9 protein-coding genes and 1 tRNA gene are annotated in these 13,149 nt (G+C 54.7%); 7 read left to right on the forward strand and 3 right to left on the reverse strand.

The features are described 5' to 3' along the window. Window positions 1-123: 123 nt before the first annotated feature. The 3 genes from A6X21_RS10170 to A6X21_RS10180 all read left to right on the forward strand — a co-directional run bounded on the left by A6X21_RS10170 (window position 124) and on the right by A6X21_RS10180 (window position 3,460). Complete coding sequence (locus A6X21_RS10170; RefSeq protein WP_068847660.1) at window positions 124-1,746, forward strand: serine/threonine-protein kinase; 1,623 nt, start codon at window positions 124-126, stop codon at window positions 1,744-1,746. Between the two features lie 252 nt (window positions 1,747-1,998). Further along, window positions 1,999-2,071: transfer RNA gene (locus tag A6X21_RS10175), tRNA-Val, on the forward strand. A gap of 114 nt (window positions 2,072-2,185) precedes the next feature. Then, window positions 2,186-3,460 (forward strand): tyrosine-type recombinase/integrase, encoded by a 1,275-nt coding sequence (locus tag A6X21_RS10180; protein ID WP_068847661.1) that lies wholly within the window; start codon window positions 2,186-2,188, stop codon window positions 3,458-3,460. A gap of 77 nt (window positions 3,461-3,537) precedes the next feature. Here the strand turns inward: A6X21_RS10180 and A6X21_RS10185 are convergent, their stop codons facing one another. Both A6X21_RS10185 and A6X21_RS10190 read right to left on the reverse strand, forming a co-directional pair. Continuing rightward, window positions 3,538-4,314 (reverse strand): hypothetical protein, encoded by a 777-nt coding sequence (locus tag A6X21_RS10185; RefSeq protein WP_131818280.1) that lies wholly within the window; start codon window positions 4,312-4,314, stop codon window positions 3,538-3,540. Between the two features lie 242 nt (window positions 4,315-4,556). After that, complete coding sequence (locus tag A6X21_RS10190; RefSeq protein ID WP_068847663.1) at window positions 4,557-4,850, reverse strand: helix-turn-helix domain-containing protein; 294 nt, start codon at window positions 4,848-4,850, stop codon at window positions 4,557-4,559. Between the two features lie 182 nt (window positions 4,851-5,032). Between A6X21_RS10190 and A6X21_RS10195 the strand changes: the two genes are divergently transcribed. Then, window positions 5,033-6,016 carry a glycosyltransferase family 9 protein gene (locus A6X21_RS10195; protein WP_068847664.1) on the forward strand — a complete coding sequence of 328 codons (984 nt, stop codon included), beginning with the start codon at window positions 5,033-5,035 and terminating at the stop codon, window positions 6,014-6,016. 649 nt (window positions 6,017-6,665) lie between these two features. Here A6X21_RS10195 and A6X21_RS24330 read toward each other — a convergent pair. Continuing rightward, on the reverse strand, window positions 6,666-7,016 hold the full coding sequence (locus A6X21_RS24330) for a hypothetical protein (RefSeq protein ID WP_131818281.1): 351 nt from the start codon (window positions 7,014-7,016) through the stop codon (window positions 6,666-6,668). Window positions 7,017-7,805: 789 nt separating this feature from the next. On the opposite strand from A6X21_RS24330, the gene A6X21_RS10205 reads away from it, so the two are divergent. The 3 genes from A6X21_RS10205 (at window position 7,806) to A6X21_RS10215 (ending at window position 13,147) form a co-directional block, all read left to right on the forward strand. Further along, the gene (locus A6X21_RS10205) at window positions 7,806-8,978 is read left to right on the forward strand and encodes a sigma-54 interaction domain-containing protein (protein ID WP_205847449.1); all 1,173 of its coding nucleotides are present in this window, start codon (window positions 7,806-7,808) and stop codon (window positions 8,976-8,978) included. Between the two features lie 77 nt (window positions 8,979-9,055). After that, window positions 9,056-10,747, forward strand: a complete 1,692-nt coding sequence (locus tag A6X21_RS10210; RefSeq protein ID WP_068847667.1) for a hypothetical protein — start codon at window positions 9,056-9,058, stop codon at window positions 10,745-10,747. A gap of 15 nt (window positions 10,748-10,762) precedes the next feature. Further along, window positions 10,763-13,147, forward strand: coding sequence for a DEAD/DEAH box helicase family protein (locus tag A6X21_RS10215; RefSeq protein ID WP_083233522.1), 2,385 nt, complete (start codon window positions 10,763-10,765; stop codon window positions 13,145-13,147). Window positions 13,148-13,149: the final 2 nt, after the last annotated feature.

Below are 13,149 nucleotides of genomic sequence, written 5' to 3' on the forward strand. Positions count from 1 at the left end.
ATGTCGTGTTGAAGCAGGTTTGATCGCACAACGCAAATTCGACAGAAAGACCCCGGAGTTAACCAAAGGGCTTCTAAAGTTTCTTACATAGCCATTCGCTGATGCGTGGTGGGAATAAGCTGCATGGATTCAACGCCTCAACCCTCTGTCGGAATTACGCCTTCGGAAAATGCGAGGCTCCTGGCTGCGGTCTTTTGTCCGGATTGTCAGTTTTCTTTTCACATGGATCTGGAAGAGGCTGAACCAACTCGTGTGGATCGAACCAAAGCCACCATGGGTGAGAAGCAGCATGTCGTTTGCCCGCGTTGTGGCGCAACGGTGGATCAGCATCACTCACCCGAATGCAGTACGCACCTGCATATTGATCCTCTGGTACAGGTTGATCCTCTCTCACAAGGGGAATCTCGGCACAAGACTGCGCCAGAGGGAGGCCAACCCGAAGGAGAACCCAAGCCGGCGGCTTTTCGTTCCAGAAATTTTGTGAAGGCATCGACCGAAGCAGGGCTTGATCAAAAATTGATTGGGGCATGTTTTGGCCCCTATGAGTGCGAAGCATTGCTCGGTGCAGGTGCCATGGGACGGGTCTATCTGGCTCGGCATCGAGTCCTCAAACGCTTCTGTGCCCTCAAGATTCTGCCACCCGCACTGGTCCAGCAGGATCGTGAATTTGTCGATCGCTTTCATAACGAAGGGCAGGCAGCAGCAGCTTTGAATCATCCGAATATTGTCTCGATCTATGCCCTGGGAGAAATCGACGGTCTGCATTATCTCGAGATGGAATTTGTCCCCGGTATGTCTATACGTCAGCGAGTGGAGGATGAAGGGATCCTGGCGGCTACTCGCGCAACCTCGATGGCCTTACGCATTGCCGAAGGCCTGGGAGTGGCCCATCGACATGAGATTCTGCATCGCGATCTCAAGCCCGATAACGTGTTGTTGACACATCAGGGGGTTCCCAAGATCGGCGACTTTGGATTGGCCCGCCGGACATCCGTCGAGGGAGCACTTCATGGTCGCAGGGAAATTGTTGGCACACCTCAATATATGGCTCCCGAGTTGTTTCGAGGAGACCCAGCCACACCTGCCAGCGATGTCTATTCCCTCGGAGTGATGTACTATCAGTTATTGACCAGTCAGTTGCCATTTCCGGCTCACGAAGTTCCTGAACTGATTCAACAGGTTTCGCGCGGAGAGTATCGACCGGCCCGGGAAATCAACCCGCGAGTCACACTCGAAATGGCAGAAGCCATGCATCAGTTAATGGATTCTGCTCCGGGGAACAGGCCTCAATCAGGAATTGAAGCAGCGCGACTGCTGGAGGCCATTCTGGGGCATGAGGTCGATCTGGAAGCGCTGGTGGAGGAAGCGTTCCGCCATCACGCAAATGTGCGGTGGTCAAGGCATGGCGAAGAAGGCTTTCGTATCGATATCGATTTGCCGGGTGGTCGTAAGCAGGCGGCCTTTATCGAACCGAGCCAGCATGCGGCTGTCGATCGACTGGTGACGATCTCGAGCATCTGCTGTGAAGCGACGCCCTCTTATTTTGAAACAGCACTCCGACTGAATGCGGTCATTCTGCATGGAGGACTGGCCATTCGTGAGATCGACGGAGTCAGCGTGTTTGTGATGCTCGACACTTACCCGCGCTCGACCATCGATCCTGAAGAAATTCGCCGCAGTGTCCTCGAGGTTGGTCACCAGGCTGATGCGATTGAGAAACTGCTGACGGGTATTGATAAGAATTGAGACAGATTTCGCCCGTGTCGGTCCCCTCTCCAGGAACTTCTCGCTTCCCCCAAATGGAATGTATGCATGTCCCCTTCGGGCCCGAACCAGCCTGTACGCTGCCCCAGTTCACTCGATCTAGCCCCAACCGTCACAGCCAACCTTTGCTCAATCATGAATCAAGACGGTCCGGCAAAGTTGCGAAACAACCAGCAATCTGCCAGAATCTCTACACATGCAATGTTCTCATCGATTCATTGAACGAGACACAACGGTCGATTAACTCAGTGGCTAGAGTGCCATCTTCACACGGTGGAAGTCACAGGTTCGAATCCTGTATCGACCAATCCTGTAAGTCCTTGCTGAGTCAATACTTGCGACTACCCGCCACACTCGGCGGTGCAGCAGAAAAGTGGGTGACTACCACTTTTCTACCACTTTTTTTGAGGTGGCTGCTGCCATGTCGCTCAGTAAACGAAAACCGGCATACCTTCTGCATCGTCCCACAGGACAAGCCCGGGTCCGCATTTCGGGAAAAGACACGTACCTCGGCAAGTTCGGCACGCCCGAGAGCCGCGAGCGGTACGAGGAACTGGTCACCGCGTGGTTGATGGGGCAGGACCCTTCCCAAGTGGCCCTGACGATCGATGATCTGGCCCTCCTGTTTCTGGATTTTGCCAAAACCTATTACCGTCATCGGGATGGCACGGAAACCCGCTCGACAAACCACTTCCGCCAGGCCCTGCGTCCCGTCATTCAGCTTTACGGCCAAACCCTCGTTCGCGACTTCGGCCCCCGGTCTCTCAAAAGAGTCCGGGAGACGATGATCGAAGCTGGTCACTGCCGGAACTACATCAACTGCCTGGTTGGCAAGATCAAACGGGTTTTCCGATGGGGAGTGGAGGAAGAACTGGTGCCTCCCGGCGTCTATCAGGCTCTGGTGGCTGTGTCGGGGCTCCGGGAAGGCCGGACGGCTGCTCGCGAATCGGATCCGGTTCGTCCTGTTCCAGAGTCGATTGTCGAACGCACACTCCCGGCCTTCACATCTGTCGTGGCCGATATGGTGCGGCTCCAGTTGCTCACGGGGATGCGGCCGGGAGAAGTCTGCCAGTTGCGCCCTGGCGACGTGACCCGACGGGATAACGAGGCATGGAGCTATATCCCCCGTCATCACAAGACCGAACATCATGGACGCCAGCGGAAGATCTTCATTGGTCCCGAAGGCCAGAAGATTCTCGCCCCCTATCTGTTGAGAGCCGCCGACGCCTATTGTTTCTCCCCCCGTGAGTCCGAACAGGAGCGAAGTCGTACACGGAGGGAATCCCGTCAATCGCCTATGACCCCCTCACAGGCCCGGCGGGCCGATCAGCGGACGCTGTGCGAGTTCTACACCAAGGACACCTACAATCGGGCCATTCAACGGGGTTGTGAAACGGCGTTCGAAATGCCGGACGAACTGCGTTACATCGATCGATTCCTGAAAAGAGACAAATCGCTCACTCCAGCACAGCTCGCCAAACTCAAGAAGGAACGGCAATTGGAAGCGGCCGCCTGGCGCAAGGAGCACTGCTGGTCGCCGAATCAGTTGCGACATACACGGGCCACTACCATCCGGGAACGTTTTGGTCTGGAGGCCGCCCAGATCGTGTTGGGGCATGCTGACCCCAAAGTCACCGAAATCTATGCGGAACGCGATTTCACCAAGGCGGCCGAGATTATGCGGCTCATCGGCTAGATCTCTCAGCTCCACCGGATCGTGTCCCCATCAGATGGATGGGACAGCGAGTCGAAGATGACTCTCTGTCTGGCCGTTTAGGCGTGGGGAATCCAGGAGAGAGTCTGTCCGGAAGTCGATAATCGCCAAGGAAAATCCTCTTGTTGGAATTGCTTGTTGAGCCGTTTGACCAAACTGCGGATGGCGTCTTCGGACAAGACTTTTTGAGGCCCCCAAACATGGTCCCACAGAGCATGGAAACTGATCGAGCAGCGTCCACTCATGGCGAGGAGAAGCTTCTTCCCAGAAGGGGAGAGGGACGAGAAGGAGGTTCCATTTTCCACACACCGAAACGAGGGGTCCATGCGAAAAGTCGGATAGGCACTTTGACGCACTAAGGACGTCCGTGAGATGGGCAAGCGATCCAGGAGAAATCGAAGCCGTGGCAGGTGTTCCCAGCGGGCGACCTGATCCCACGAGATGGTCGAAGAGTTGTCGCTTTTGGCGATGGCCGCATCGAGTGCGGATGTTGTCGTAAAGTCGAGGAGGAGATTTCGGGTGTGAAAGAAGACTTCTGCCAGTGAACTGGGAGTCTCAGAGGAATCAAAGTATGGTTCGGAGTCCAAGTAACCGCAGAAACGATTCTGGAGGGACGAAAACTGGGTTCGGGCCTGATTGAGCAGAACTCTGCAGGAGGCCATGGATCGCTTCTGATCAGGGAACCAAGGGGTTGTCGTTGCTGTGGGAAGTGGAGCTGATCCAGAATTCTCCCTGGCACAGATGAGGTTCTTGATGAAGCCAGCGACCGCCAGTCGAAATTCGGCGGCCCGATCGGGATCCGTAGCATCGAAGGGTTCATTGGACGAGGCAGGCATCTCGTGACTCTGGGCTTGATTCGGATGGATCCATAAAGCCATCTGAAGGTTTGCATGCTGTTCAGGCTAGCGAACCTCCTTTGGCTTGTGAAACCGAATCCCGTGCCTTACCAGTTCACGACAGCTTTTCAGAGAGCATTGTACCCGAGGAGAGGTCAACATGATGGCACGCAGTGCACACAGTCAATCCAGCCCCGTTGTAGATCGCTATCCGCTGAAAGCTTGCCCAATCGTCCGTCGCTTCAGAGCAACCCCGCAGCTTTCAGACGGTCATGTGTCTTGTCACTTCTGATACTGAGTTCTTGAGATTTTGGGGCGGGAGATGGGACAGGAAGGCTACTTTGAGCATCAAGAAAACGATTCAGGGCTTCGTAGGTGGTATACCACTTGCGGCCAGCGCGGACGCATTCCAACTTAACTCCATTCACACCTCGGGTACGCCAGCGCCACAATGTCGGGGGACTGGCGACAACCGAAAGCCTGCGACACGCTTCTCCCAGAAGAATGAGCTGTTCCGCTCGAAGATCAATCGCCATGCTCAACTCCGTTTGCAATGAAAGTGAATGCCACAGTTCGAAACGAAGAAGAACATAAGCACGCTCTGTGTCAGCCCACTGTCATCCACTGGCAACCTGTGTCACGGAGATAATTTTGTGGAAATTTAGGCCCCGAATCACAATTGGCTTGAGAATGGATCATTCAAAGAAAAGATTGGCCGATGCCGTTAGAACGAACCGACAAACAGCCGATTCTGTTGACTCACTGGCGAGCACCCGGTGACACGATTTGTGCGACATCCGTAGTGCGGGATCTGGCCCTGTCATATCCCGACCGCTTCGAGATTCATATCGCTGGCGCCTGCGGTGCGATCTGGGAGAACAATCCTCACATCGCTCACTTTTGGGGAGCGGAGTTTCCAGCGGGTATGCCTCGTATGGAACTGACGTTGGAGAATCCACAAGCGGAAGCAACTCGCATTCAGTTCCACTATCTCACTTCATTTCATCGACGGCTCAGCGCACAGCTCGGTCTGAATTTAGAACTCCTTAAGCCCTATGGAGACCTGCATCTTACCGAAATCGAAAAATCACATGTACCCGTAGACGACCCATACTGGGTTGTTGTGGCGGGCGGAAAAACAAGCAATCGAGCAAAGCTATGGCCCACTCGTTACTGGCAGAATCTCGTTGACCAAATGGCAACTCAGGGAATCCAAGTTGTTCAGATCGGAGCCCAGCTTCCAGGACACACACATCCTCGCCTCAGCGGAGTAGTGGACCTCGTCGGACAGACAACTCTTCGAGAAGCACTAGTCGTAATCTCAAACGCGTCTGGTGTCATTTGCCCGGTGACCTTCGCAATGCATGCCGCAGCCGCATTCCAGAAACCTTGCATTGTGATCGCCGGAGGCCGCGAACCCTGGTGGTGGGAAGCCTACACCAATTCACCCGGTGGGCATTTTGGCAAGAAGTGTGAACCAGTGAGAGTTCCGCACCATTTCCTCCACACGATTGGGCGGTTGAACTGCTGTGAGAAGGATGGCTGCTGGAAAACCAACGTTTCACCAGATAACGATCATGACACTAGAAAATGCACCAATCTCTCTCCTGAATGTCTAACAGAAAGAGTACCCCAATGCATGGCGCTGCTTTCACCCCACTTTGTCTCTAAAGTCGTAAGTGAGGTGAAAAGCACCTTATAGATTGGATTTTTGGAGTGCTGAGATGGTGTAAATCTAATGTCGATTCATTCTTCGATGTTTGCCAGCTGTTAGGCGTGAGTGGTTTCGTAGAGAACTCTTGAATCATAGTTCTTCAGCACAATGCAAAAAGTTCTGGCTTCGTACTGGTATTCGGCGACGGTTTCTAAGGATTTGGAGACTTCTTCCTCCAACTTCGCGAGGCGGTTTCAAGCGTCGCAGGTGGCCGTATAGGCTTCGTTCATCTGTTTGAATTTGGGGATGGTGCTCAAAACGGGGGCATCCCCCAGCGTGCAGATGGGCTTTGCCAACGGCAGTGCCAATACCGTGCGGCAGCAGACGCTCACCTCTCCCAATGGCCGGGAACTGACCTTCGACGACGGAATTTCCAGTCACATGAATGATGTCCTCAGCCGCATTAGCTTAATCATCGATGATGACTCGACACATCTTTTGGATTACGATCAATTGGGTTTGGTGAGTTCGTCTAGCAGACCAGCCTCCAACCGAACCAACGGTACACACTGGTCTATTCCAGCAACGATCGCGATAGGGGCGATATTTACACTTGCGTCGATCGATTTGGCCGGGAAAAAGACTCCTGGCTGTAAAACATATCGACCATTGACGATCTCTCCCGCATCCAGTGCGGCTACGACAGAGCCAGCAGTCGCATCTGGCGGAAGACCCAGTCGCCACCGCCAAGCGGGTGATGGATCCGCTGCTGCTTCTCGATAGCGTGAAAGACTTGCTTGAGTCGTGACATCCGCCGCAATAGCGATTGCTGTTCGTCGTGAAGTCGCGACGGCTTCCTATGGGTCAAAAGTTGTTGGGAGGAATCTCCCGGCCATTTCTTGGTTGGCCGAAGCAGCCGATGTCGCGTAGTCGTCGCTTTTTCCATGGAGTATCCTTGCAGGAACCGGTCGAGAGGCCGTTGCTTGCCCCATCGCTCGCCAAGAATGGCAAAAGTGATCGTCGCAGTGGCGATACCTAAAAGTGTCATTACGGTAACCGCACTGTCCGCCCGACCGCCGAGCTGGTGAACAGCTTCGTCTCGCCAAAAACAGATACCGGTAACTTAAGCCAATTTCACGCCACCTGAATGGCAGCCGGGTCCCGCACCTCAGTCTGAATCTGCACAATTTGCGAAACATTTCAGTTCCTCCGTTTTCGTGGAATACCGCGCGGAACCGACCATCGCTTCCGCCTGCCTGACAGCCACTCCAGAAAACAGAACAGCTTCGCGAAGACCAGTCAGAAACCGATGTTCAAGAGGGTGCTGTTCGCTCGCGGCGAGCTGTTGAGAGCTACGCCAGGGGCATCACCCTATATGGCGCGTTTTCCGCTTCGCTTTATCAAGGCTGTTCGGGCTGCCCCCGGGTGCCCCAACATTCAAATGGCCAGACGGCACAAGACTCTTTGCGAAACACAAGATTTCTTGTAAACTGTGGCGATGAAACGGAACGCACTCATCTCCTGGATCGGTTTGGCTGACCTGCGAGCAGCGCGAGGTGAACTTCGGGATGGTATCGGACCGATTGCAAACGCCGCGTTGGCTCGCAAGTTTGACGAAATCCATCTGCTCTCAGACCACCCTTCTTCAGACACCAAAGCGTTTGTAAAGTGGCTTTCGCAGCAAACCGGAATCGACGCCGAGATTTGGCCGGTGAGCCTGAGCGGTCCCACTCGCTTCAGCGAGATTTACGAAGCTGCTGTCAGCGTCCTACGGTCCCTCGAATCAGAAAGTGTTGTCCGCAATCGTACCTTTCATGTAAGTCCTGGTACTCCAGCAATGGCCGCGGTCTGGGTCTTACTGGCAAAGACGTCATTCCCTGCTGAATTGATCGAGTCCTCGGCGGAAGAGGGTGTTCGAACCATTTCTCTGCCGTTCGAAATTGCCGTTGATTACATCCCCAGGCGTGACATTGAAGGCGATGACGAGATTCTTCGCCTGACCCAGGGCCTTCCCCCTGAAGCGCCCGAGTTCTCGGTGATAATTCATCGCTGTCAGGCGATGAAGACCGTCATTGCACAGGCACGTCGAGTCGCAATTGAGAATGTGCCACTGCTGATCCAAGGTGAATCTGGAACAGGAAAGGAGTTGTTTGCACGCGCAATCCATGCGTCTAGTCCTCGGTCAAGGGGGCCTTTTATCGAGGTCAACTGCGGGGCAATTCCAACCGAACTTGTCGAGTCAGAGTTATTCGGCCACAAGAAGGGAGCATTTACGGGAGCGACGGAAAACAAGGTTGGTTATCTCGAATCTGCAAACAGTGGGACACTGTTTTTGGACGAAATCGGAGAGCTGCCGTTGACGGCCCAGGTAAAACTGCTTCGCGCTCTTCAAGAGAGGCAGGTGACTCGTGTTGGCGAAACGAAGCCCAAAGAGGTCGATTTCCGCGTGATCGCCGCCACCAATCGAATTCTACTAGATGAAGTCACCGAAGATCGATTTCGGGAAGACCTTTTCCACCGTCTGGCTGTTGGAGTTCTGAATTTGCCGCCACTCCGTGAGCGGCCCAACGACTTGAACCTTCTGATTGATCATTTCCTCGATCGAATCAATGCGGACCGCAAGTCAGCCGCAGGTTGGCAACACAAGAATCTTTCTCCTGGTGCAAGAAACCTTCTGAATCAACATCCCTGGCCAGGCAACATTCGCGAGTTGGCGAACACGCTTTGCCGTGCCGCGATCTGGTCCGGCGGAAACACCATTGGGGTCGACCAGATTCGCCAGGCTTTGTTCCCCGTCAAAAGGACGCTGCCTGGATACGATGCAATCCTCAATCGCAGTCTGGGAAACGACTTAGATATACAAGAGATTCTGGCTGCAGTTGCTCGACACTACCTCGCCAGGGCGTACGAAGAAGCCGAGGGAAATAAGTCGGCGGCATGCAAACTCGTGGGGCTACCGAACTATCAAACCTTCACAAACTGGATGAAGAAATATGGAGTGAAATCCTAATGGCACAGTCGTTGCGTTAGGGGCGTTTGTCCCAGACGACCTGTTCACATAATCGCAACGACGCCTGAAAGCACACCATGCATGAAGCCACCCTCAACAGCTCGAATGTACGCAACGGTCAACACGCCAATGAGGAGGGCGAGGAATCGCGATTGCACAGTCGGATGAGCCTGCAACTCGTCGTTACCGACCCTGAGGTGTGTTCAGAACTTCGCGCCCGGGTTTCGGACGAGGAGAGAAACCTCTACGCACTGGCGGCGCTAAGGATCGGTGTGCATGCGATGCGTCAGGCGAGCGGTGTCATCGACGCAAACACAGTTCGCGACGAAGGCAATCGCATCGTGCAGTCGCTTCGCGACATTCTAGTAGACCACTCGACGCGATTCACGGGCGACATTACCAATTCACTCAAGGGCTACTTCGATCCCGATTCGGGACAACTCACGCAACGGCTTAACCGCTTGGTCAAACGAGATGGCGAGTTGGACGAACTTCTGCACCGGCACCTTGGAGAAGACAGCTCAACCGTCGCGCAGACATTGGCCTCACATGTCGGTGAAGAGAGCCCCCTGCTCAAATTGCTCTCTCCCGAGCAGGCTGATGGACTGATCGCAACATTGCGAGACGTGATCCATGCAGCGATGCGTTCGCAACGTGAACAGATCGTGCAAAACTTCTCGCTCGACGATAAGTCCTCTGCTCTTTCCCGGCTGCTTTCCGAGGTGACCGATGCAAACGGGGCGCTCCGCAAGGGGCTTGCCGAGGACGTTGCCGAGGTGCGGAATGAGTTCTCGTTGGACAATCAGGATGGCGCGCTGACCCGTCTCGTGAAACGTGTGGAAGCGGCACAGGCACAAATTGCAGACCAGTTCTCCCAGGACAACGAAGATTCGGCGATGTCGCGTATGGCTCGCCTACTGGAGACCGTCAATGGAACCGTGAAAGGCAGCCTGACACTTGACGATGAAAACTCGCCGCTGTCGCTGTTGCGACGTCAGCTGCTGGATGTCATCACACAGATCGAGAAGTCGAATGGTCAGTTCCATACGGAGATTCGTGAAACCGTTGCAGCTTTGAAGGCTCGTAAGCAGGAGAAGGCTCGCTCAACTCGTCACGGCGACGATTTTCAGGAAGCAATCGGGGAGTTTGTTGAGGCCGACGCCAGAATCCGAGGCGATGTTTTTGAGAACACAACCAGCAAAGTAGGCCGGATTCCCCGAGCAAAGACGGGCGATTTCGTCGTGACGATGGGGCCTGACTCGTCGGCAGCAGGCGGTGCCTTTGTGATCGAGGCCAAGCAAGAACAGGGATACGATCTCAAGTCGATCCTTACTGAAATTGGGCAGGCTCGAACTAACCGTGACGCTGCGGTGGGAATCTTTGTGCTGTCATCATTAGCCGCCCCTGAGGGAATGGAGCCGCTGGCACGATATGGCAACGACATTGTGGTCGTCTGGGACGCCGAAGACACCATGACAGATGTCGTTCTGAATGCGGCACTTTCACTTGCTCGTGGTCTTGTCACCGGTCAGTCAGCGGCCATCAAGGAGCGTGCTGCGGACCTCAGTGAGCTTGATAAGGCGATGCAGCAGATCGCCAAGGATGCGAGCAGCCTTGGCGAGATTATCACGTGGTCGACAACCGTTGAAAGCAACGGCAACAAGATTAGGACCAAAGCAGAGCGTCTGAAGCTGGACCTTGAGAATCAAGTTGAGCGATTGGACGAAAACCTGGGGCGACTTCGCGCCGAACCTGCGATGAGCGTCTAAAGGGGAAGACACCGAATGCCAATGAACGAAAAGGAAACCTGCAAGCAACTGATCGAACCCAAGCTCGAATCATTGGGCTGGGAGTTCGAGGGGCAGTTACGCATCGGTCCTGGCCGCGTGAATTTCAGCGGCGACAGTGCAGATTCGATGTATGATCCCACGCAGGCGATCATCGCAGATTACCTCTTGCGTTACCGTGGCGTTCCTCTCGCGATCCTGGAAGCCAAGTCCGAATCGGAAGATGCCGAAGATGGCGTGCAACAGGCGTCACGGTATGCCGATCGGCTGATGATACGGCACTCAATCGCGACCAATGGTCACGATTGGATTCTGACGGATAACGAATCCGGTGAATTCGAGACTCTCCCTTCGCCGCCATCCCCAGGTGACATCGTCAGTCGAATGGGGGTGACGATCGATTGGGATCGTTGGGCAGGTGCCTTCGCTGCAAATTTCCATGTCGATCAGGTCACGCGAAAAAGGACGCGGCCGTATCAGGAAATGGCGATTGCGCAGACCCTTTGGGAGTTTGCCCAGGGCAAGGATCGCGTGCTGCTTCTGATGGCCACCGGAACTGGCAAGACGTTTACCGTCTTTCAGCTCATTTGGAAGCTCATGAATGGCGGTGCTCTCGCCCGCCAGCACGTTCTCTTTCTGACGGACCGCAACAGCCTGAAAGATCAGGCGTATCGCGCATTCAATGCGTTTGATGGCAATGAACGCGTGACGATCGATAAAGCGACTGTCAGCGAAGGCAAGCACCAGGTCGGCAAGCTGTTCTTCGCCAACTATCAGAATCTCGATGAGGATCTGAACGGCAAGAAGGTCTACCAGCACTACGATCCCGACTTTTTCGACTTGGTGATTGTCGATGAATGCCATCGAAGTGGGTTCGGTGACTGGTTTGGTGTGTTGGAGCACTTCGGTGGCGCATTGCAACTCGGCCTCACAGCGACACCGCGTGACCTGGAAGAGTCGAAACGCCCGCTGACGCCCGAGGAGCAGCGTCGCGACACGTATCACTACTTCGGCGACCCGATTTTTACCTACAGCCTGAAGCGGGCAATCGATGACGGGTATCTGGTTCCGTACCTGCTCGAAGAGCGCGTCACCAACATCGACGAAGATGGGTACACGGCGGAGGACGGCAAACGATACGAGACCAAGAACTTTGAGCGTGACATTGTCATCCCCGATCGCACCAAGGCCATTGCCGCCGACTTGTGGGATGTCTTCGGCAAATACGACTTGCGTAGCGAGAAGACAATCATCTTTTGTGTCAACGATACGCATGCCTCATTGATGGCGGCGGAGTTGCGGCGACTTTCCGGCGATGCCAACTACGCGGCCCGAATCACTCGATCGGAGCGCAATAGCCACCAGTTGGAGCGTAACTTTGCGGTCGTAGGCAATGGGAAACCGCGAGTCGCCTGCACCGTGGATCTGTTGACGACCGGGTTTGATGCTCCAGACGTGAAGAATGTTGTATTCGTACGTCCGCTCAAAAGTGCCATCCTTTATAAGCAGATGAAGGGGCGAGGAACGAGACTTTGCGAGGACGTCAACAAGCGCTATTTCACGATCTTTGACTACTCCTGTGCAAGCGCTCTGGAAGATGCCGAGTTCGACGGTCATCCAGCTAATAAGCAGAAGGGAACGCTGGCCAAGTCGAAACCCCAGAAGAAAAAGGGCATAGGCGACGACGGACCAGAAACCCCGAAGCCCGTTGCCGAGAATGTGCATGTCGTCATGTCCACGACGAACCGCAGCATCTCGTTTGGCGATGGACAGTGGATGCCGTTCGACGAGTATGCTGCGAAATCAAAAGAGTTCATCCAGACGGTGTCGAGCAAGGACATCAGTCAGTTGCTGGCGATCTGGATCGACAAGAAAAGCCGCAAGGAACTGCGAGAGGAACTCGGCGATCAGGACATCTACACCTCGGCGTTCCGTCACTATCTGGATCTGCCCGACACGGACGATGTCGACATCCTGGCCAAAATTGGATTTGACCTGTTTCAGGTTCCCACGCGTAGCGATCGCGTGGCTCGGTTCTGGGACGAGGAGAATCCGTGGTACGAGTCACAGTTCGGCCTGACGTTGCCACGTGAACCTGGTGGCATTCACACTGCCAGCGGGAACATCAGCCTGGCCGGGGAGGCCAAGGCACCCACAGCGTCGGGTGATAACTGGAAGGTCGATTTCTGGCGGACGGCTCTCGATCACTACTCGCTGTTCGGAATCGACGACCTGGAACAGGCGCGGACCTACGCGGCTCCCCAGTTCGTCGACCAGTTCGGCAGCTTTCAGTCACTGACCACCCGCTACGGCGGCGCACAACTTCTGAAATCGGATCTGGAAGGGGTCAAGGCACATCTGTATGTGCCGATGGCCAACTAGAA

The organism is Planctopirus hydrillae, assembly GCF_001707835.1.
GTDB classification, from domain to species: domain Bacteria; phylum Planctomycetota; class Planctomycetia; order Planctomycetales; family Planctomycetaceae; genus Planctopirus; species Planctopirus hydrillae.

Excerpts from the sequence above, each read along its gene's own strand:
- A6X21_RS10185 (WP_131818280.1), bottom strand. The coding sequence starts at position 4,314 with ATGCCTGCCTCGTCCAATGAACCCTTCGATGCTACGGATCCCGATCGG.
- A6X21_RS24330 (WP_131818281.1), bottom strand. The coding sequence starts at position 7,016 with ATGACACTTTTAGGTATCGCCACTGCGACGATCACTTTTGCCATTCTT.
- A6X21_RS10195 (WP_068847664.1), top strand. The coding sequence starts at position 5,033 with ATGCCGTTAGAACGAACCGACAAACAGCCGATTCTGTTGACTCACTGG.
- A6X21_RS10170 (WP_068847660.1), top strand. The coding sequence starts at position 124 with ATGGATTCAACGCCTCAACCCTCTGTCGGAATTACGCCTTCGGAAAAT.
- A6X21_RS10215 (WP_083233522.1), top strand. The coding sequence starts at position 10,763 with ATGCCAATGAACGAAAAGGAAACCTGCAAGCAACTGATCGAACCCAAG.
- A6X21_RS10210 (WP_068847667.1), top strand. The coding sequence starts at position 9,056 with ATGCATGAAGCCACCCTCAACAGCTCGAATGTACGCAACGGTCAACAC.
- A6X21_RS10180 (WP_068847661.1), top strand. The coding sequence starts at position 2,186 with ATGTCGCTCAGTAAACGAAAACCGGCATACCTTCTGCATCGTCCCACA.
- A6X21_RS10205 (WP_205847449.1), top strand. The coding sequence starts at position 7,806 with ATGGCCGCGGTCTGGGTCTTACTGGCAAAGACGTCATTCCCTGCTGAA.
- A6X21_RS10190 (WP_068847663.1), bottom strand. The coding sequence starts at position 4,850 with ATGGCGATTGATCTTCGAGCGGAACAGCTCATTCTTCTGGGAGAAGCG.